We start from the raw sequence: 18,428 nt of genomic DNA on the forward strand, positions 1-18,428 counted from the left end.
TCCCCTTTTGGGGCCGCTACGCGACCCAGCGGGAGCAAGCTCCCTCGCCACAGGTTATTCATTGCTTACCGGTAATTCTTCAAATTGCCTTGTTACAACCAGCGCTTGAAAATCAGCGAAGTATTCACCCCGCCAAACGCAAAATTATTGTTCATCACGTACTGGTTGCTCATCTGCCGAAACTCGCCGCGCAGGTAGTCGAGCTTGCCGCAGTGCGGGTCGACTTCGTCGAGGTTGAAGGTGTGGGCGTACAGATCGCGGTTCATCATTTCAATGCTGAACCAGGACTCCAGCGCACCGCAGGCGCCGAGGGTGTGGCCGAGGAAGCTTTTCTGCGAGCTGATCGGCATGTGTTCGCCGAACAGGCTGCTGGTGGCCAAGGTTTCGGCGATGTCGCCCTGTTCGGTGGCGGTGCCGTGACCGTTGACGTAGCCGATGTCCGAAGGTTTCAGCCCGGCGTCTTCCAGGGCCAGTTCCATGGCCCGGCGCATGGTGACTTGTTCGGGACGGGTGGTGTGCTGGCCGTCGGCGTTGCTGCCGAATCCGACGATCTCGGCATGGATGCGCGCGCCACGGGCCAGGGCGTGTTCCAGTTCTTCGAGCACCAGCATGCCGCCGCCTTCGCCGATCACCAGGCCGTCGCGTGCGCTGTCGTAAGGGCGCGGGCTGCGTTGTGGGGTGTCGTTTTTCAGGCTGGTGGCGTAGAGCGCGTCGAAGACCATGGCTTCGGTCGGGCACAGTTCTTCGGCACCGCCGGCGAGCATCAGTGGCAGGCGCCCGAACTTGATCGCCTCGTAGGCATAGCCGATGCCCTGGCTGCCGCTGGTGCAGGCGCTGGAGGTGGGAATCAGGCGACCGGTGAGGCCAAAGAAGATGCTGATATTGGCCGCGGTGGTGTGCGGCATCATGCGCACGTAGGAGTTGGCGTTCAGGCCTTCGGCCACCGAGTTGAGCAGCATGTTGCCGAACGCCTTGATCTCGTCGGTGCTGCCGGTGGAGGAGCCGCAGGCAACGCCCATGCGCCCGTCCTTGATCGACTCGTCGCCCAACAGGCCGGCGTCGGCCAACGCTTGCTCGGCAGCGCCCACAGCCAGCCGTGAGACCCGGCCCATGCTGCGCAGTTGCTTGCGGGTCCAGTGGCTCGGCACCTTGAAGTCATCGATGGGGCCAGCCAGGCGAGTGTTGAGCTCGGTAAAACGATCCCACTCGTCCATCCGGCGGATGCCGCTGCGGTTGGCCGCGAAGTTGCCGGCGATGGTCTCCCAGTCGCTGCCCAGTGAGGTGATGCCGGCCATGCCGGTGACGACGACGCGCTTCATCAGCACAGGCCTCCGTTGACGGCCAGAACCTGCCGGGTGATGTACGAGGCTTCCGCCGACATCAGGAAATTCACCGCGCCGGCCACCTCTTCAGGGGTGCCCATGCGTTGTGCGGGGATCATTTTCATCAGTTCTTCCACCGGCACGTTTTCGTCGAGCATGGCTGTGTCGATCAGGCCGGGTGCGACACAGTTAACGGTGATTTTGCGCTTGCCCAGCTCGATCGCCAATGCCTTGGCCGCGCCGATCAAACCTGCCTTGGAGGCGCTGTAGTTGACCTGGCCACGGTTGCCGATCAGCCCCGACACCGAAGTGATGCAGACAATCCGCCCGGCGGCGCGACGACGGATCATCGGCATCATCACCGGGTGCAGCACATTGTAGAAACCGTCGAGGTTGGTGCGCATCACCACATCCCAATCCTCCTCGCTCAGGGCCGGAAAGGCACCGTCGCGGGTCAGGCCGGCATTGAGCACCACGCCGTAATAGGCGCCGTGGGTCTCCACGTCGGCTTCGAGAGTTTCCTTGCAACGGGCACGGTCGGATACGTCGAACTGCAGGATGCGCGCACGACGGCCCACGGCCTCGACTTCGGCCTTGACGGCTTCGGCGTCGGCCAGGCCGCTGCGGCAATGCAATACGATGTCGTGCCCGGCCTGTGCCAGGCGCAAGGCAATGGCGCGGCCGATGCCACGGCTGGAACCGGTGACCAGTACGGATTCAGTCATGACTGGACTCCTTCGGGTTCATGGAGATATTGAGCGGCCTGGGGTGGGCGGAACACGTTCAGACGGGCGGTAACGTGGATCCCGGGGGCGTTGATGTGGCACTCGAACACGCCCATGCCGTTATCGTCTTCCAGGGAGCGAATCCCGTGGATGGTCAACTCGGTACCGGCCGGAAAACTTTCGACGTTGCATTCGAATTTGCGGCTGCCGAGCAGGAAGCCCAATTCCACCGCATCACCGCGCTGGCGCGCATGGCAACCGGCGAAGGCGGCCACGCTCTGGGCCATCAGTTCGATACCGACCCAGGCCGGCAGGCTGCCGTCGGGGAGATTGAACAGGCCATCGGGCTTGACGGTCAGGCGCGTGTGAATCTGCTCTTCATCGAACGCCAGGATCTGATCGATAAGGATCATGTCGCCAGCGTGGGGCAGCAATTCGGCGAGCGGCCAGTCAATCATGGGGCGTCTCCGATAATCAGGCTGACGTTGTTGCCACCGAAGGCAAAGGAATTGCTCATCAGGTAGCGGGGTGCAATGGACGTCAGGCGCGTGGCCGGGGTCACCCATTGCAGCGGCGGCAGTTCGGGGTCGGGCTGTCCGTCCCAGACGTGCGGCGGCAGGGCATGCTCGCGATTGTCCGGGCTCAGGCTCAACCAGCAGAACGCCGCTTCCAGCGCCCCGGCGGCACCGAGGGTGTGGCCGGTCATGGGTTTGCTCGACGAACAGGGCACGCCGGCCGGGAACAGCGTCGCCACGGCCTGGCTTTCCATGGCGTCGTTGTGCTGGGTGGCGGTGCCGTGCAGGTTCAGATAAGCGATCTGCTCCGGTTGCAGGTTGGTGCGGCCCAAGGCTTTGCGCATCGCTTGCAGGGCGCCACGCCCGCTCGGCTCTGGGGCGGATATGTGATGCGCATCGGAACTGGCGCCGCTGCCGAGTAAGGCAATCGCTTGGCTGTCGCCTGCACGCCTGGTCATCAGGAACAGCACCGCCGCTTCGCCAATGTTGATGCCATTGCGGTTCACCGAAAACGGATTGCAGCGTTGTTCCGAGACCGCTTCCAGTGCCGAGAAACCGTTGAGGGTCAGCTTGCACAAGGTGTCGACACCGCCACACAGCACCGCGTCGCAAATGCCCAGGTCCAACAGGCGCTGGGCGCTCATCAAGGCCCGGGCGCTGGAGGTGCAAGCCGTGGAAATGACATAGGCCGGCCCGCTCAATTGCAGCCACTCGGCGAGGAAGTTCGCCGGTGCCCCGAGTTCCTGTTGCTGATAGTCGTACTCGGCAGGGAACTGCTTTTCGCGCAGGTAATGCGCCAGGCCCTGGCTGGCCTCGTCGATGCCCGAGGTGCTGGTGCCCAGCACGACACCGATGCGGTCGCGGCCGTAGGTCTGGATCGCGCTGTCGATGTCCGGGCGGATTTGCAGCGTGGCTTCCAGCAACAACTGATTGTTGCGACTGTGATGGCGCGACAGGTCGGCTGGAATGCTTGCCAGTTTGCCCTGGACCGCACCGACCGGCAGCGTGCGTTGCGGTACCCACCCGGCTTGTTCGCGCATGCCGCCGCAGTCGCCGGCAAACAGGTTGCGGGCAACTTCCTGCTTGTCGCGGCCCAGCGCGCAGACCAATCCGAGGGCGTTGAGGTAGGCCGTCATGGCGTTTCACCGCTCAGGGGGGTGACTTGATAGCTCGGACCACGCGGTAGCTTCAATTCAAAATTTTGCGGTTGTGCGTAGCGGATGTCCCAGCGCTCGGGCAGGTACCGTTGCCTGCCGTGCTGCCAGGCGCCGGGATAGTTGGCCGCCAGTTCATCTTGCGGCGTCAGCGCAAACAGCAGCGCCGCGAACAGCTCCCGGGCTTGCGGATTGGGCGGCAAGAAACCATCGGACTCCCAGGTTTTATCGATCAATTTCTGGCGGGCCTGGGGAATGCCCAACAGGTCCATCATCGACCAGCGAATACCCGATTCCTCGCGCTGGATCACCAGTACCCAGTCCTGGCGGTCGTCGGGCTGTAAGAGCTGGATGTGCAGTTGCAGCGGCAACGGCAGATCCGGATTTTGCTCGGGCAGCGGTGCCCGGCCGGCGCAGGCGCTCAGCAGCAGGGTTGCGGCGATTAACAGAAATCGCAATGCACCGGTTACCCCTGTGGGAGCGGCGGTGCGACGATTCGACTTGCTCGCGAAGACGGCAGTACTTTCAACGCTGATGTCGGCTGACCCACCGCTTTCGCGAGCAAGCCCGCTCCCACAGGTTTGGTGTTCCAAGCGACTGGCAATGAACATCACACAGTTCCTTCAAAAGGTTTGCGCGCCACCACATTGACCAGGGTTTCTTCCCGTTGGCCAAAGGGTTTTGGCTTGCACACACCCAAGTGTTCGAGCAGGCCGAAATCCTTGGCGCGACTCCACCACAGGTACGGATAAGACACGTTTTGCGCGCTAAATTCGAAGCCCTGCTGGCGAATCATTTGCAGGTACTGCGCCGCGCTTTTCTGCACGTGCATCGGGTGGCGGAACAACCAGCGGATTACCCAGGTATCAATGTAAGCCTCGGTGGATTCGGCGAACAGCAGATAACCGCCGGGTTTAAGCACCCGGTAGAACTCGGCCAGTGCCTGTTCCTGCTCCACCAGATGATGGAAGGTCTGGTGACAGAACAGAAGGTCGATACTGGCGTCCGGCAGGTTCAGGCTGGCGCAGTCGCCGCCGATCAACTCCACTTCCATGCCCTGGCGGGCCGCTTCTGCGCGGCTCTGGTCCAGGCTCTGGGGATCAGCATCGACGCCAATCAGGCGAGCGGGCGCAAAGGCCTGGCGCAGCAGCGGGAATGACTTGCCCTGGCCGCAACCGGCATCCAGCAGCACCGGGGTGACAGGCAGCGCTTCGCTGAACAGGTTGCGCAAATCGTCGATCGCCAACCGCAGCACATAGTGTTGCCAGATCTGGCTGCGCAGGAACCACAAACCGAAACGGGTTTCTTCGACGTAGTGGTCGCTCAAGTAGTTCATGACGCATCCATCGCACAGAACTCCGATATCACCTTCAACCGGCGTCTGGCTTCGCTGACGAACGGGTTGCTTTGATCCCAGGCATATCCGGCAAGTATGGAGCTGATCATCCTGCGGATTTCCGGCGAGCTGCCTTCATGGAAAATCACGTCCTGGAAGGTCCCGGCGTACCAGCCTTCGACATAGCAACGGAACGTGTCGACGCCGCGCTTGAGCGGTTCGGCGAACTCGCTTTGCCAGTCGACGGCTTCGCCTTGCAACTGACGGTGCAAGACCCCGGCGGCCATGCTCGCCGAACGCATGGCGATGGTCACGCCGGAGGAAAACACCGGGTCGAGGAATTCCGCGGCATTGCCCAGCAGCGCGAAGCCCGGACCGTGCAGGGTTTTGACGTTGGCCGAGTAACCGCCGATGGTTCTGGCCTCGGTGTCCCACTGCGCATTTTGCAACACGCTGGCCAGGCTTGGCGTCTCGGCGATAAAGCCGCGCAGGCACTCGTCCAGATTGTCGCTGCGGCCGGCGAAACGCTCCTCTGCGGCGACCACGCCGACCGAGCAGCGCCCGTTGCTGAAGGGGATGGTCCAGAACCATACGTCGCGCAGGGTCGGATGAGTGGTCACGAGGATCTTGCTGCGGTCGAAGGCCGGGAGGTCGATACGGTCTTCGACGTGAGTGAATACGGCCTGACGCACCGGGAAGTTCGACGGCGCCTCGAGGTCGAGCAAGCGCGGCAGCACGCGGCCATAACCACTGGCATCGAGCAGGAAATCGGCTTCGACGCGATACTCGCTACCGTCTTCGCGGCGCACGCCGAGCTGCGGTTTTCCCGGGTCGATGTCGACGCTGGCGATGGTTTCGCCATAGCGGATCTCCACGCCTTGCAGCGTGGCCTGATCGGCCAGCAGCTTATCGAAATCGGCGCGCTGGACCTGAAACGTCGTCGATTTGCCGTCACTGAACGTCTCGCCGAAATCGAACGCGCTGTAGCGCTCGCCCCAGGCAAACGCGGCACCGGTTTTCAGCTGGAAGCCGGCGGCGTTGACGGCGTCGAGCATGCCCGCTTCTTCGACGAAATCCAGGCAATGGGCCAACAGGCTTTCACCGATGGAAAACCGTGGAAAATGCTGGCGCTCGATCACCAGCACATCGTGTCCCTTGCGCTTGAGCAACGCGGCGGCGATGGCCCCGGAGGGCCCGGCGCCGATGACCACGACCTGACGACATTCCATTTCAACGGTTGGCATGGGGGCTCCTTGCCGGGACAGCGGCTTTCAGGGGGATTCGGTGCATGCCGGTCAGGGCTGGCAGCAGTGTAGCGATCAAGCCCATCAGCATCAGGGCAAAGTACAGCGGCGGGCTGATGAGTTGCTGCTGCAGCAGCAGGTTGAGAAAAACGATCTCGCTCAAGCCGCGGATGTTCAGCAGCACACTTTCCCGCCAGCGGCTGGCGCCCTGGAACGAGGCCCCGGCCCAGCCGAGGCCGAGCCAGTTGCCCAGCAGTTTGCTCAGCATCGGCAACAGCAACAGGGCGACCAGTTGCACCCAGCCGAGACTGTCCAGCGCGCTGTGCACGTTGATCTGCACGATGCCGAACGTGAGGATCAACGGGATGGCGATGTACGTCTGCAAGCGGCCCATCCACACGGCCGGCAGCGGCAGGACCAGTGGGGCTTTCAGCGCGGCCATGATCAACACATAGCCGATGCCGAAAATCAGCGCATTGAGCTTGTAGTGTTCGGCGACGACCAGCAGGGCGAAAAAGCTCAGACTGTAGAGCCACGTCTGGCGCAAGCCGAGCAACCGCAGCAGCACCGGCAGGCACGCGCCGGCCAAGGGCAGAAGCAGGCTGCTCAGGTGCAGGCTGCCCTGGGCGATGCCGAACAGGGTCCAGCAGGCAAGGTCGATGAGGATCGCGGTTTGCACCAGTCGCCGGGTGGCGGCGGGTGGGTAATCGATGTGCCGCAGGTACAGGTACAACACCGGAATTGCGGTGATGGCGAACAACAGGCCGACGGCCAGCGAACTGATCCACGGTTGCGCCGGCAACAACCAGACCGCCGTGGCCAGGCCGCAGGCAAACGGAATGCAAAAGCTGGGCAGGGCGATTTTCAGGCTTTGGCGATCCAGTTGCAGGTCGATCACATCGCTGAGGATGTAGCCCAGCAACAGGGCAAAGCTCAGGCTGTAGAGATTCTTCAGCCAGCCCGGCGACACCAGCAGCGCACCGCTCAATTGCCATTGGGGCTCGATCCAGAAATACATCAACAGCGGCAAGCCGAGGGTCGCCAGCAACAACTGGCTGACGATGGGAATCAGGCCGAAATGCCGGCCGACACGGGTCGCCACGGTGAACAACACCAACGCCATCGCCCAGAACAGAACGACCATCATGTTGCCCGCTCCACGGCCGTGGGCTCATGCACCTGTCGACCGGCCCACGGCGCGAGCAGGAAGCTGAAGATCAGGCCGAGGCTCACCGACAATCCGAAATTGCTCACCGCCGGGGTGCTCGACACCGCCAGCAGGCCGAACGACAGCCAGGTGGTCAACGCCGCCAGCAGGGTGCCCAGCAGGCTCACGGCCGCGCCGCCGACCTGTTCGCGCATCAGGATCGCGTAATCGACGCTGATCGCCGTCACCAGCAGCAGGCCGAACAGACTGAACAGGGTCAACGGCTGCCCCAGCCAGCCGAGGCTGGCCAGGCTGCACAACGCTGCCAGCAGGGGGAGGGACACGATACGCAACGCGCCGCCGAGGCCGAATGGCAGGATCAGCACCAGCACGATCAACACGCAGGAGGCGAGTTTCAGTTCTGCGGCACTGATTTGGGTGGCCGCGAAGACGTTGTTCAATTCACCCAGTCGATCCACCAGTGTCACACCGGGTAAATCCTCACCCTGGAGCCGCAGCAGGGCCGGGTTGTTGATGCCTTGCAGGCTGACTATCGCCGCCACGCCGCCATCGGTCGGCCCCAGCCACAGGGGCCGGTAGGGTTCTGCCAATGGGCCGCTGAGCGCTGCGTCGATGTCCACGGTCGGCAATGCCTGTAGCTTCGCAAGCTCGGCTTGCAGCGCCTCGGCCGGTACGCCGATGTCAAGCAAGGGTTGCCAGTACGATGGCAGTTTGCTCAGCGCGTCGCGCACCTGTTGCTGTTCGTTCGGCGGGCTGACCAGTTGATTGAGCGACAGATAACCCTGGAGCTTTTCCAGGCCAATCAATTGATCCAGTCGCTCTCTCAAGGCGGTTTGGCGTTCGAGCAACTGCTGCTGATTGGCGGCGCGTATCAGGAAGAACTGACTGGTGGGTTGATAGCCGGTGATCCGTGCAATGGCCTGGGCTTCGTCGGTCAATTGTTGCGGCGCGCTGATCCACTGGCGGATGTCGTTTTTGCTGCCCAGTTGCAACAGGCCGCCCACGCAAAAGGCGATCAGCAGCGCCAGCAAGACAGGCGTTTTCAGCTGTTTGAGCAGCGCTTCACGACAGTCCAGCAAAAGCTCGCAAATGCGCAATGGCCACTGCGCCGGGCGCGGGTCTACGCCCTTGAGCAATGCCGGCAACAGGCACACGGCGGACAGATAGGCACCGAGCAAACCGGCGGCAGAGAATGCGGCAATCTGGGTCAGCGCCGGGAAGGGTGTCCAGGCCAGGGCCAGATAACCGATGCCGCTGGTGATCAGGCTCAGGGTCAAGCCGGGCAGGGTCAGGCGCAGGGCCGGCCAGCTGTGCCAGGGTTTCAGGCTCCAGCTCTTGGACAGGTAATGCAGCGGGTAATCGACCGCAACACCGATCAGGCTCGAACCCAGCACCAGCGTCATCACGTGCATATGGCCGAACAACGCCACGCAGGCCACCGCACCGAAGAGCATGCCCACCAGCACCGGCACGAACGCCAGCAAGACGCGCCAGCGCCGGAAGGCCAACAGCAGCAACAGCAAAATCCCGACTGTGGCACCGCCGCCGACCCAGGTCATCTCCCGGGCAGCCTGCTGTTGCCCGCTGGCCGCGTACAACAGGCCGCTGGCGGCGAGCAGTTGCACGTCGTGCCGGGCGGCTTCTTCACGGCTGTGCTCGAGCAGGTCGGCCACTTGCAGCGGCAGGTTCATGTCGAAGGCGTTGCCGGTGGTGCGCGCGCGCAGCAGCACCCAGCTCTTGCCATCGGCATCGGCGACCAGGGCACCGCTGCCGATGTCCAGTTGCACCGAACCGCGTTGTGGCTGGCTGTTCTGGATGCGCCCGGTCAGGCCCAGCCAGTCGTCCTGGCTCGGCACCAGGCTGTAACCGTTGAATGGGTCGAACAGCGCCTGCACCCGTTGCTGGATAAAGGTGTCGGGGTGCTCGATCAGCAGTTGTCGGTCCGCCGCCTGGAGCATCGCCAGGCGACCTTGCAGCAATTGCGTGCGCAACGCCGGCAAGTCGGCTTGCAGGGTCCACTGGACCTTTTCGAACAAGCCGCTGGCCTGCCATTGCTCGCCGAGTGTCTGCGCCATGACGACGGCCTGCTGGCGATCGCTGTGGCCGACCAGCACCAGCATTTCGCGGTTCAGCGGTTCCTGCATGCGTTGTTCGGCGCGCAGTTCCAGGGCATCGGGCGCCGTACCGGGCACCAGCTCCATCAGGTTGGCCGACAGCGGCGCGGCGCCACGCCATTGCCAACCGGCGAGCGCCAGTACGGCCAGCAGCAGGAGCAGAAACAGCCGTGGCAACCACCGTTCACTCGGCAAAGTCATGTTGCTCCGCGTCGCTCAACGGTTGGGTGCTGGTGCTGTCCTGCATGCGCAACAACGTACTGTCGCCCTGGGTCTCGAGCAGTTCGATGCTGTGCACCAGTTCTGAGCCGGTAATGTTGATCTGGTTGAACACCTGCTTGAGCAGCATCGAGCGCGGCAGCAGCGTGAGCTTCCAGTTCTGCGCGTCGCCGCTCAGGGACAGCTCGAAATCCCGTTGCAGGCCACTGCTGTCGCCTTGCAGCACGGCGAGGAACAAACGGTTCTGCTCGGCACCGGCGCTTTTGCCCGGCAGCATTTGCCAGACACTGCCGTCACGCCGGGCAATGCCTTTGGAAGTGATGCGATAGTCCTGTTGCAACGGCGTTTTCAGCAGCCACAACAGGCCGTGGTTTTTTGCCAGCACGAACGTGCCCTTGCTGGTCAGCGGTTGGGGCAGGGCGCGCAGGTGTTTTTCCTGGATGAAACTGCCGTGGATCACCTCGGGCCGGGCCAGTTGATCGCTGAGTTGTTGCAGGTCGAAGGCTTTGGCCAGTCCTGGAATGCCCAGTAACACGCAGAACACTGTAGGAGCGAGCTTGCTCGCGAAAAGCCTGAGGGCGCCGCGGACTGTCAGGTGCCCAGCGTCATCGTTGACGACCATCGCGAGCAAGCTCGCTCCTACAGGGGAGCGGGAGGGGCAGAAAATCATCGCAGAGCTCTCTCTACGGCGTCAGTGAACACCTTCGGCGAGGCCAGTTGCATCTCTCGGCTGGCGATGTCGACGGCCACCTGTACCGACATGGCCCGGGTCAGGCGCTCACCGGTTTGCAGGTCGCTGATCAGGTAGTTGATCTTCAGGCGGTTCTCCCACTCAACCAGGTTGGCGCGCACATTGAGTTTCTGGCCGAACACCGCACCGCGCACGTAGCGCAATTGCAGGTCGATCACCGGCCAGGCATAGCCGGATTCGTTCATCGCGGTGTAGTTGTGGCCGATCTTGTCCAGCAGCGCACAGCGGGCCACTTCCAGGTATTTGACGTAATGGCCGTGCCAGACCACGTGCATGCTGTCGACGTCAAAGAACGGTACGACGATTTCCGTGTCGGTGTAGAGAAATCCCTTGCTACGCATGCAGCCTCCAGTGTTGTTCGGCGATGCGTTGCAGGCACAGGCGCAATTCGCCTTCCAGCGCGCGGTCTTCGATGACCGGTGGGAAGTCCTTGGCCAAGGCTTCATGCATGGCGGCCAAGGCGGGTGGCAGTGGTCGTGCATCTTCGGCCTGGCCGCGCAGCCAGACGCCCTGATTGGCCGCCAGCAGCGTGGCGGCCGCCACCTGTTCGGTGAGTTCCAGCACGCGGATCGCATCCCGGGCGGCGATGGTGCCCATGCTGACCTTGTCCTGGTTGTGGCACTCGGTGGAGCGCGAGAAGACGCTGGCCGGCATGGTGTTCTTCAGCGCTTCGGCGGTCCAGGCACTGGTGCCGATCTGCACCGCCTTGAAGCCGTGGTTGAGCATGGCACGGTCGGCCGTGGCGCCGGACAGGTTGCTCGGTAAGCCATGGTTGTAGCGCTCGTCCACCAGCAGTGCGAGTTGCCGATCCAACAGGTCGGCGACGTTGGCCACGAGGTTTTTCAGGCTGTCCATGGCGAACGCGATGTGGCCGCCGTAGAAGTGCCCACCGTGCAGCACGCGCTCGGCCTCGGCGTCGATGATCGGGTTGTCGTTGGCGCTGTTGAGCTCGATCTCGATGAACGAACGCAGCCAGTTCAGGCTGTCGGCCAGCACGCCCAGCACATGGGGCGCGCAGCGCAGGGAATAGCGGTCTTGCAGGCGATGCAGGGGGGCGGTCGGCGCGTCGATGGCCAGATCCTCGCGCAACCACGCGGCGACCTGCATCTGCCCCGGGTGTGGCTTGGCGGCGAACAGGCGCTCATCGAAGTGCTCCGGGTTGCCTTGCAGGGCGACCACGTTCAATGCAGTGATGCGCGTAGCCAGATGCAGCAGGTAATCGGCGCGGGCGTACGCCAGGCAAGCCAGACCGGTCATCACCGCGGTGCCGTTCATCAGCGCCAGGGCTTCTTTCGGACGCAACACCAGCGGCTGCCAGCCGAGTTCGCGGTGCACATCGACGGCTTGCCGGCGTTCGCCACGGAACATCACCTCGCGTTCGCCCGACAGCGTGGCGGCAACGTACGAAAGCGGCGTCAGGTCACCACTGGCGCCCACCGAGCCTTCTTCCGGAATCAGCGGCAGTATGTCGTGTTCAAGGAACGCCTGCAGGCGCTCCAGCAGCTCCACTCGCACCCCGGACACGCCGTGGCACAACGACTGCAAACGCGCGGCCAATACGGCGCGGGTGGCTTGGGCGTCGAGCAGCTTGCCCAGGCCGCAGCCGTGGAAGGTGTACAGGTGGCGGGGCAGCGCCTCGACGTGATGCAGCGGCACCGCGACCACGCAGGAATCGCCGTAACCGGTGGTCACGCCGTAGATCACGCCTTCCTTGTCCAGCAGAGAGTCGAGAAAACGCGCGCCCTTGGCGATGCGCTCGCGGTAGGCGGGATCGCTTTGCAACTGCGTCGGCACTTTGCGGTTGGCCAGTGCCAGCACGTCTTCAATGCGCAAAGGGCGTTCGCCGAAGGTTACCGGCTCAAGCGTTGGCGTCGTCATCGGTCTTCCAGAAAGGGTAAAAGTTGAACCATTGTTGGGGCGCTTCAAGGCAATAGTGACCCAAGCGTTCGGCGTAGCGGGAGGCCCACTGATGAATGACCTGTTCGCGGTCGCTGCGCTTCCAGGTGATTGCGTCAGCGAAGGGCTCAATGGTCAGTCGATAGTCGCCGTCGGGTTTTTTCAGGCACAGCAGCAGATTGACCGGGCATTTCAGCAGGCCGGCCAGCAGCCACGGGCCCTGGGGGAACCTGGCCGGATGGCCGAGGAAGTCCACGGTCGCGCAGCGGCCGCCATGCAGCGGCACGCGGTCGCCGGCAATCGCCAGCCACTCGCCACGCTCCAGGCGCTCGCTCAGTTGCAGCATGATCCCGGGGTCCAGTTCGCTGACCTGGATCAAGCGCAAATTGGTCGCCCCGGCTTCGCCCAGCAAACGGTTGAACTGTTCGGCGTGCTTGGTGTGCACCAGCACGTTCATCGTGACTTTTTCGCCGATCTCCGCCAGTGCGCGGCAGACTTCCAGATTACCCAGGTGTGCGCCCACCAGCATTTGCCCGCGGGCACCGCGCAACTGGTCACGCAGCAGCGCCGGGTCGATGATCTCGATCTGTTCGATGCTCAGCTTGCCGTTCCATACGTCGAGTTTGTCGAGCATCGAATCGGCGAAAGCCATGAACTGGCCGAACACTCGCCAATGGCTCGGGCGCAGTTCGCTGCGCCCGCTCCAGTCGGTCAGGCGTTGCTGGTATTGCCAGGCACTGTGTCGGGCGCTGCGGCCGAACAGGAAAAAGTACAACACGATGCCATACAACACTGGGCTCAGTACCCGACGGCCTAGCACTTTGGCGCCGAACGCGGTGAGCTTCATCAGCCAGAAACTGCCACGCTCTTCGCGGTCGGCCCAATGCTGCTTGTCTGTACTCATGCCCGCCACCGACGCCAGAGGATCACTGGCGCACGCAGCAACATGCCGAAGAACAGCCGCGTGTGCATGCTGGAAATCAGCACGTTGTCGTGGAACATCCGAAAATGCGAAACGCCATCCAACGGGTAATGGACTTTGGTTTGCAGCCATTGCATCGGCTGATTGCGCCAGGCCAGGCGCACCAGGATGTCCGAGTCGAAGTCCATGCGCTTGCCGATTTTCGCTGACTCGATCAACGCCAGAACCGGCGGCAACGGGTAAACCCGGAATCCGCACATGGAGTCGCGAATCTGCAACGACAAGGTGTTGATCCAGACCATGACGTGAGTCAGGTAACGCGCATACAAACGGCCTTTCGGTACGCTGGCGTCATATTGCGGATAACCGCAAATCACCGCCTGTGGGTGGCGGCGTGATTGTTCGATGAAGCGTTGGACGTCCTGCAAATCGTGCTGGCCATCGGCATCCACCTGCAAAGCATGGCTGAAACCCAGGCGCGAAGCTTCGCGCAAACCGGTCATGACCGCGCCGCCCTTGCCCTGGTTTTCGGCGAGGCGGATCAGGTAAACCATGTCACGTCGGGCCAGGCGATCCAGCACCCGGGAGCAGGACGGGCTGCTGGCATCGTCCACCAGAATGCACGGCAGATGGCTGGCGATCAGCGCATCGACCACCGTGGTGATGGCTGTTTCGTGGTTGTACACCGGGACGATGGCGCAGGGGCTATGCATGCGCCGCCTCCAGCAAGATCCGCCCGCTGGAGCAGGTGGCGGTTTCGTTGCGATAGGCGAAATACAGTTTGCCACGCGCCGGGTCGAAGCGCAGGTGCAGCTGGATTTCATCCCCCGGACGCACCAGTTGCTGGAACTTCAAGACCTCCATGCCGGCGAATTTTTTCGGCAGGTTCATCAGTTGCTGGCCCAGGCTCAGCGCCCAGTCCACCTGCACCACGCCAGGCAACACCGGCGCCTTGGGGAAATGACCGCTGAAATAGGCCAGGTCCGGTGGCACGGCCAGTTGCAGGCTCCACTCGCCATTGCTTTCGACCTGCTCCAGCACCTCGGGCGCTTTGGGGCGCGCCGCCAACAGCAGGGCGTCGACGTCGGCCTGGGGCAGTTTGCCTTGAGTGTTCAGCGGTAGTTGTCGCAGCAGGCGCCAGCGTCTTGGCAGGGCCAGGGCTTCGCAGTGTTGACTCAGGTGCTGGCGCAATTGCTCGGTGAGGCTGCGTCGGCCCTGATTGCGCAGCACATGCAAACCGGCCTCGCTCAACACCAACAAAGCCCCCAGGGAGGCGCGGTTTTCCTGAACGACGCCGAGCCGCGCTTCGACGACCCATTCATGGGCCGTCAGCGCCTGTTCCAGCATCGGCAGCGAGATGCGTTTTTCTTCCAGCTTGACGATCCGGTCGAGTCGCCCAAGCAATTCGAAGCGGCCATCGACGGCGATGCGTGCTGAATCGGCAGTGTGTTCGACATGGCCATTGGGCAAATACGGCGAAGCGATCAGCAGGGCACCCTCACTGTCTTGGGTCAGCGTGACATCGGCAAAGGGCTGCCAGAGTTCCGTGCCCTGACGCCAGGCGATGCCGCCGGTTTCCGAACTGCCAAAGATTTCCGTTGGCCATTGCCCCAGACGCTCATGCAGGCTCTGTGCGGCCTCGACCGGCAATGCGCCGCCGGAGGAAAACACCCGGCGTACGGAGCTCAAGGCCGGCCAGTCGAGGTTGTCGCTCATGCGCTTGAGTAGCGCCGGGCTGGCCACCCAGGCGAAGGCCGGGTACTCGCGGCTGGCGCGTTGCAGGTCTTCCGGAAAGGCCAACTGCCGACGTACGAACGGGCGCCCGGCGCACAGCGGCCACAGCACCCGAAACAGCAGGCCGTAGATGTGCTGGGTGGCGACGCTGCCAATGATGCACGCCGGGCCAAGATCCGCGCCCCACAGCTGTTCCAGGGCTTCGACTTCATTGGCCAGTTGGCGCAGGTTTTTTTCGATGCGCTTGGGTTCGCCACTGGAGCCAGAGGTGCACAGGCTCAACCGACAGTTATCCAGATCCAGCGCAGCGGCACTGAGCGGCGGCTGCTGGAAGTCGCCAAGGTGCGCGTCGTCGGGCTGATCGGTCAGCCACATGTCGACGTCATTCGACCAGCGTTGGCGAGTCTGCGGTTGCAAGTCAGACGGCAGCAGCACGCTGACCCCGGCACGCCAGGCGCCGAACAGGGCAATCGCCAGGTCGGCGGCATCCTCAAGGTGCACGGCCATCTGCCGCACACCCCGGGCTTGCAGGCCGGCGGCAAGGCGCAGCGCCTGTTCGCACAGTCGGGCGTGATCCAGTGCCGGAGCGGTCGTTACGGCGCGCTCAGGCTGAGCCTTGAGCAGCAGGTGCTCAAGTTTTATCCAATTCATGGGCGGCCTCGTACCCTTTGTCGTATGAGCCATTCAATGGCAAACATCAGGCCTATCAATCCGTAGGAAATCAGGCCGGTGTACAGCGTCCACCAGCTCAGCGGCGCCCAGAGGGTCAGGGCGGCGGCACACAAACCGTTGCATAGAAAAAAAACGCTCCAGGCGATGGTCACCTGACGGGTATAGCGAATGCCCTCGGCCGGCAATTGCGGCTCGCGTACCCGGGCCAGGCGTTCAACGATCGGTGGGCCGAATGTCAGGCTCGATCCGAACAGCACCAGCATGAAGCTGCTGATCAACACCGGATACCAGCGCAACAGCGCCGGGCTGTCGAACAGCGCCAGCAACAGACAGAACACTATGGCCACCGTGGCCATCCACAGGCTGCCAGGCCGTCGTTGGCCGGTCAGCGCCCGGGCCAGCCACAGTCCGCCCAGCAGCAGCCCGAATTGCCACGGGGCGAAATGCTCCATGCCGAAATACACCGCAAAGGGATACAAAAGGCCCGCCAGCAGCAGGCCGAGGCCAATCAGTCGATTCATGCGGCCGGTTGAACCAGACGGTAGACCGCCTCGACCACGTCACTGACGGTACGCACCGATTTGAATTCTTCGGCGGCGATTTTCTTGCCGGTCTGACGTTTGATGTGATCAATCAGGTCGACCGCGTCGATGCTGTCGATTTCCAGGTCCTGATACAGGTTGGATTCCAGGCTCACACGCTCAGGGTCCAGCTCGAAAAGCTCGACCAAGGCATCGCGCAGGGTGTTGAAAATGTCGTCACGAGTTTGCATGGTCCGGTCTCAAGCTGCCTGTTTTGCGGTGACGAACGCCACAAGGCTCGCCACGTTACTGAAGTGATTGCGTGTGTCCTTGGCATCGGCGTCGATTTTGATGCCGTACTTTTTCTGGATGGCCAGGCCCAGTTCCAGGGCGTCCACCGAGTCCAGGCCCAGGCCTTCGCCGAACAGGATCTGGTCATTGCCGATGTCGTCGGCACTGATGTCTTCCAGGCCAAGGGCGTCGATGATAAGCATTTTGATATCACGGTGCAGATCGCTCATCTTCGGCGAGCTCCTTAATAAAGTAAGAATGTAGATAATCGTTGAGCTTGCGCGAGGCCTGCGGAGCCGGCCCCTGCGTGGCGAAGGTCTGTGGGTCTATATCGGCCCCGACCCGGAAACTGAAGTGCACGCGCCGCTTGGGGATGCGATACCAGGGTTCGGCCTTGGTCAATGTGGTCGGGCTGACCTTGATAATGACCGGGGTGAGGATTTTCGCACCACGCAGGGCGATTGCCGCGCCTCCCCGATGAAAGGCCGGTGCCTGGCCGGGTTGGGTGCGCGTACCTTCGGGGAAAATGATCAGGGTCTGGCCGTCTTTCAGCGCGTCGGCAGCGGCGTCGAGCATGTCCATGCTGCCGTCGTTGCTGATGTATTCGGTGCAGCGCAGTGGTCCGCGGGTGAAAGGATTTTCCCAGAGGCTTTGCTTGACCACGCAGTTGGCGTGACGCACCAGGCCGATCAGAAAGACCACGTCGATCAGCGATGGGTGGTTGGCAATGATCATTTGCCCGGGACGACCGAGTTTTTCCGCGCCTTCAATGTTGTAGGTCAGCACCCCGGTACGGGCCATGAAGCGCACAAAAATCCAGAAACAGCGGCTGACCGTTTGCCGGGCCCGCAGTCGATGGGTCCGGGCGTCGCCCGGCAGGCAGTTCAGCAAAGGGAAAATCACCAGGCGCAGGCACAGCCCGCCCAGCCCGAACAGGGCAAAGCTCGCGGCGGTGGCCAGCAAGCGCCAGTAATAGGCGTCGCGGTTTTTCTCGGTCACGGGTTGCGTTGCCAGGTCCATACACGATTTTTCCAGGCATGTTGGCAGGTGGTTTGCTGGCCGAGCAGCGCACACAATAGATTCAGCGCGTGGGGCCAGCGGGATTTGGACAACGCATCCGAGGGGCTGTTCAGGGACAACTGCCAGTCGGTGCCGGGTGTGATCAGCAGGCCGACGGCATAAGGGAACGGCACGTCGTCGATCCAGGTCGAGTAAGCCTCGGGCGGCTGCTCTTCGGTGACCACCAGCAGTACCGCGCCAGCGCCGTCAGCCAGCAGCGCGGCAGCTTCGAGCATGCCATGTTCCAGGCCATCGCCTGCGGCGGCCAGGGCGGTCATTTCGCTGGTTTCACCACGCATGATCGACCACAAGCCAATGATCGCGTTATGCACGGACAAGCTGAACTGGGTTGGAGATAGTGGCTGGTCGGCGGCCAGATCACTAAGAATGTCGACCGTGCGGGGCGTTTCGCCATGACGGGACACAAAGACCAATGGCAAATCCTGCCGACCTTCGGCCAATGGCCAGCCGACACTGAATGCCATGCGCGCCAGACGGCTGAGCCGCCGACGCTGCATGGCGGGCAGAAAGGAAACGTCGGGAACGGCATCGCTGTCCGGCAGCACGACCGGTTGTCGGCACCAGGCCTGCCAATCGGTCACGCTATCAAGCCCCGGGGCCCAGGCGCGCCATTGGGCGATGTTGAAGTTGATCACAGACATTCATCCCACCCTCACGGGCTTACTTGACGCGGGGAGTGGCCGGGAGCCGGGACTTACCCTGCGTGGCGTTTGGCGCCGAGTGGCGCGCATTATCCCGGTGCCGGGAACGTGTAGCAAATGCTG

Annotated in this window: 20 protein-coding genes; all 20 read right to left on the reverse strand. The window is 62.9% G+C overall.

From position 1 onward, the window contains the following. Nucleotides 1–92: 92 nt before the first annotated feature. The 20 genes from AC3IT9_RS02150 to AC3IT9_RS02245 are packed head-to-tail and all read right to left on the reverse strand — an operon-like array spanning nt 93 to nt 18,305. Nucleotides 93–1,319, reverse strand: coding sequence for a beta-ketoacyl-ACP synthase (locus AC3IT9_RS02150; RefSeq protein ID WP_489271874.1), 1,227 nt, complete (start codon nt 1,317–1,319; stop codon nt 93–95). Then, complete coding sequence (gene fabG, locus AC3IT9_RS02155; RefSeq protein ID WP_489271876.1) at nt 1,319–2,047, reverse strand: 3-oxoacyl-ACP reductase FabG; 729 nt, start codon at nt 2,045–2,047, stop codon at nt 1,319–1,321. Before fabG ends, AC3IT9_RS02150 begins: the two co-directional genes overlap by 1 nt. Further along, entirely contained in the window at nt 2,044–2,505 is a 462-nt protein-coding gene (locus AC3IT9_RS02160; RefSeq protein ID WP_007997352.1) for a hotdog family protein, read from the reverse strand. The genes fabG and AC3IT9_RS02160 overlap by 4 nt, the downstream gene beginning before the upstream one ends. Beyond that, nucleotides 2,502–3,698, reverse strand: coding sequence for a beta-ketoacyl-[acyl-carrier-protein] synthase family protein (locus tag AC3IT9_RS02165; RefSeq protein WP_489271877.1), 1,197 nt, complete (start codon nt 3,696–3,698; stop codon nt 2,502–2,504). The genes AC3IT9_RS02160 and AC3IT9_RS02165 overlap by 4 nt, the downstream gene beginning before the upstream one ends. After that, the gene (locus AC3IT9_RS02170; protein ID WP_489273474.1) at nt 3,695–4,327 is read right to left on the reverse strand and encodes a hypothetical protein; all 633 of its coding nucleotides are present in this window, start codon (nt 4,325–4,327) and stop codon (nt 3,695–3,697) included. The genes AC3IT9_RS02165 and AC3IT9_RS02170 overlap by 4 nt, the downstream gene beginning before the upstream one ends. Further along, nucleotides 4,327–5,052, reverse strand: coding sequence for a class I SAM-dependent methyltransferase (locus tag AC3IT9_RS02175; RefSeq protein ID WP_489271878.1), 726 nt, complete (start codon nt 5,050–5,052; stop codon nt 4,327–4,329). Before AC3IT9_RS02175 ends, AC3IT9_RS02170 begins: the two co-directional genes overlap by 1 nt. Beyond that, a complete protein-coding gene (locus AC3IT9_RS02180) occupies nt 5,049–6,296 on the reverse strand; it encodes an NAD(P)/FAD-dependent oxidoreductase (protein ID WP_489271880.1) in 1,248 nt (415 codons plus the stop codon). The genes AC3IT9_RS02175 and AC3IT9_RS02180 overlap by 4 nt, the downstream gene beginning before the upstream one ends. Continuing rightward, nucleotides 6,283–7,443 carry a sodium:proton antiporter gene (locus AC3IT9_RS02185; RefSeq protein WP_489271881.1) on the reverse strand — a complete coding sequence of 387 codons (1,161 nt, stop codon included), beginning with the start codon at nt 7,441–7,443 and terminating at the stop codon, nt 6,283–6,285. The genes AC3IT9_RS02180 and AC3IT9_RS02185 overlap by 14 nt, the downstream gene beginning before the upstream one ends. Beyond that, nucleotides 7,440–9,779 (reverse strand): MMPL family transporter, encoded by a 2,340-nt coding sequence (locus tag AC3IT9_RS02190; protein ID WP_489271882.1) that lies wholly within the window; start codon nt 9,777–9,779, stop codon nt 7,440–7,442. The genes AC3IT9_RS02185 and AC3IT9_RS02190 overlap by 4 nt, the downstream gene beginning before the upstream one ends. After that, nucleotides 9,763–10,467 carry an outer membrane lipoprotein carrier protein LolA gene (locus tag AC3IT9_RS02195; RefSeq protein WP_489271883.1) on the reverse strand — a complete coding sequence of 235 codons (705 nt, stop codon included), beginning with the start codon at nt 10,465–10,467 and terminating at the stop codon, nt 9,763–9,765. Before AC3IT9_RS02195 ends, AC3IT9_RS02190 begins: the two co-directional genes overlap by 17 nt. Beyond that, on the reverse strand, nt 10,464–10,889 hold the full coding sequence (locus AC3IT9_RS02200; RefSeq protein ID WP_150754754.1) for an acyl-CoA thioesterase: 426 nt from the start codon (nt 10,887–10,889) through the stop codon (nt 10,464–10,466). Before AC3IT9_RS02200 ends, AC3IT9_RS02195 begins: the two co-directional genes overlap by 4 nt. Beyond that, a complete protein-coding gene (locus tag AC3IT9_RS02205; protein ID WP_489271885.1) occupies nt 10,882–12,426 on the reverse strand; it encodes an HAL/PAL/TAL family ammonia-lyase in 1,545 nt (514 codons plus the stop codon). Before AC3IT9_RS02205 ends, AC3IT9_RS02200 begins: the two co-directional genes overlap by 8 nt. After that, nucleotides 12,407–13,348, reverse strand: coding sequence for a lysophospholipid acyltransferase family protein (locus tag AC3IT9_RS02210; RefSeq protein WP_423502363.1), 942 nt, complete (start codon nt 13,346–13,348; stop codon nt 12,407–12,409). The genes AC3IT9_RS02205 and AC3IT9_RS02210 overlap by 20 nt, the downstream gene beginning before the upstream one ends. Next, entirely contained in the window at nt 13,345–14,079 is a 735-nt protein-coding gene (locus AC3IT9_RS02215) for a glycosyltransferase family 2 protein (RefSeq protein WP_353741949.1), read from the reverse strand. The genes AC3IT9_RS02210 and AC3IT9_RS02215 overlap by 4 nt, the downstream gene beginning before the upstream one ends. Beyond that, on the reverse strand, nt 14,072–15,751 hold the full coding sequence (locus AC3IT9_RS02220) for an ApeI family dehydratase (protein ID WP_489271887.1): 1,680 nt from the start codon (nt 15,749–15,751) through the stop codon (nt 14,072–14,074). The genes AC3IT9_RS02215 and AC3IT9_RS02220 overlap by 8 nt, the downstream gene beginning before the upstream one ends. After that, entirely contained in the window at nt 15,748–16,293 is a 546-nt protein-coding gene (locus AC3IT9_RS02225) for a COG4648 family protein (protein WP_150754759.1), read from the reverse strand. The genes AC3IT9_RS02220 and AC3IT9_RS02225 overlap by 4 nt, the downstream gene beginning before the upstream one ends. Continuing rightward, nucleotides 16,290–16,544, reverse strand: coding sequence for an acyl carrier protein (locus AC3IT9_RS02230; RefSeq protein ID WP_007992314.1), 255 nt, complete (start codon nt 16,542–16,544; stop codon nt 16,290–16,292). The genes AC3IT9_RS02225 and AC3IT9_RS02230 overlap by 4 nt, the downstream gene beginning before the upstream one ends. 9 nt (nt 16,545–16,553) lie before the next feature. Further along, entirely contained in the window at nt 16,554–16,814 is a 261-nt protein-coding gene (locus AC3IT9_RS02235; RefSeq protein ID WP_150726617.1) for a phosphopantetheine-binding protein, read from the reverse strand. Beyond that, nucleotides 16,795–17,604 (reverse strand): lysophospholipid acyltransferase family protein, encoded by an 810-nt coding sequence (locus AC3IT9_RS02240; RefSeq protein WP_150754760.1) that lies wholly within the window; start codon nt 17,602–17,604, stop codon nt 16,795–16,797. Before AC3IT9_RS02240 ends, AC3IT9_RS02235 begins: the two co-directional genes overlap by 20 nt. After that, nucleotides 17,580–18,305 carry a beta-ketoacyl synthase chain length factor gene (locus tag AC3IT9_RS02245; protein WP_353741951.1) on the reverse strand — a complete coding sequence of 242 codons (726 nt, stop codon included), beginning with the start codon at nt 18,303–18,305 and terminating at the stop codon, nt 17,580–17,582. The genes AC3IT9_RS02240 and AC3IT9_RS02245 overlap by 25 nt, the downstream gene beginning before the upstream one ends. Nucleotides 18,306–18,428 lie beyond the last annotated feature (123 nt).

The organism is Pseudomonas sp. KH_046_1 (assembly GCF_057839025.1).

Bases quoted from the DNA above. Each gene is read 5' to 3' on its own strand.
- AC3IT9_RS02150 (WP_489271874.1), bottom strand. From the start codon at position 1,319: ATGAAGCGCGTCGTCGTCACCGGCATGGCCGGCATCACCTCACTGGGC.
- fabG (WP_489271876.1), bottom strand. From the start codon at position 2,047: ATGACTGAATCCGTACTGGTCACCGGTTCCAGCCGTGGCATCGGCCGC.
- AC3IT9_RS02160 (WP_007997352.1), bottom strand. From the start codon at position 2,505: ATGATTGACTGGCCGCTCGCCGAATTGCTGCCCCACGCTGGCGACATG.
- AC3IT9_RS02165 (WP_489271877.1), bottom strand. From the start codon at position 3,698: ATGACGGCCTACCTCAACGCCCTCGGATTGGTCTGCGCGCTGGGCCGC.
- AC3IT9_RS02170 (WP_489273474.1), bottom strand. From the start codon at position 4,327: ATGTTCATTGCCAGTCGCTTGGAACACCAAACCTGTGGGAGCGGGCTT.
- AC3IT9_RS02175 (WP_489271878.1), bottom strand. From the start codon at position 5,052: ATGAACTACTTGAGCGACCACTACGTCGAAGAAACCCGTTTCGGTTTG.
- AC3IT9_RS02180 (WP_489271880.1), bottom strand. From the start codon at position 6,296: ATGCCAACCGTTGAAATGGAATGTCGTCAGGTCGTGGTCATCGGCGCC.
- AC3IT9_RS02185 (WP_489271881.1), bottom strand. From the start codon at position 7,443: ATGATGGTCGTTCTGTTCTGGGCGATGGCGTTGGTGTTGTTCACCGTG.
- AC3IT9_RS02190 (WP_489271882.1), bottom strand. From the start codon at position 9,779: ATGACTTTGCCGAGTGAACGGTGGTTGCCACGGCTGTTTCTGCTCCTG.
- AC3IT9_RS02195 (WP_489271883.1), bottom strand. From the start codon at position 10,467: ATGATTTTCTGCCCCTCCCGCTCCCCTGTAGGAGCGAGCTTGCTCGCG.
- AC3IT9_RS02200 (WP_150754754.1), bottom strand. From the start codon at position 10,889: ATGCGTAGCAAGGGATTTCTCTACACCGACACGGAAATCGTCGTACCG.
- AC3IT9_RS02205 (WP_489271885.1), bottom strand. From the start codon at position 12,426: ATGACGACGCCAACGCTTGAGCCGGTAACCTTCGGCGAACGCCCTTTG.
- AC3IT9_RS02210 (WP_423502363.1), bottom strand. From the start codon at position 13,348: ATGAGTACAGACAAGCAGCATTGGGCCGACCGCGAAGAGCGTGGCAGT.
- AC3IT9_RS02215 (WP_353741949.1), bottom strand. From the start codon at position 14,079: ATGCATAGCCCCTGCGCCATCGTCCCGGTGTACAACCACGAAACAGCC.
- AC3IT9_RS02220 (WP_489271887.1), bottom strand. From the start codon at position 15,751: ATGAATTGGATAAAACTTGAGCACCTGCTGCTCAAGGCTCAGCCTGAG.
- AC3IT9_RS02225 (WP_150754759.1), bottom strand. From the start codon at position 16,293: ATGAATCGACTGATTGGCCTCGGCCTGCTGCTGGCGGGCCTTTTGTAT.
- AC3IT9_RS02230 (WP_007992314.1), bottom strand. From the start codon at position 16,544: ATGCAAACTCGTGACGACATTTTCAACACCCTGCGCGATGCCTTGGTC.
- AC3IT9_RS02235 (WP_150726617.1), bottom strand. From the start codon at position 16,814: ATGAGCGATCTGCACCGTGATATCAAAATGCTTATCATCGACGCCCTT.
- AC3IT9_RS02240 (WP_150754760.1), bottom strand. From the start codon at position 17,604: ATGGACCTGGCAACGCAACCCGTGACCGAGAAAAACCGCGACGCCTAT.
- AC3IT9_RS02245 (WP_353741951.1), bottom strand. From the start codon at position 18,305: ATGTCTGTGATCAACTTCAACATCGCCCAATGGCGCGCCTGGGCCCCG.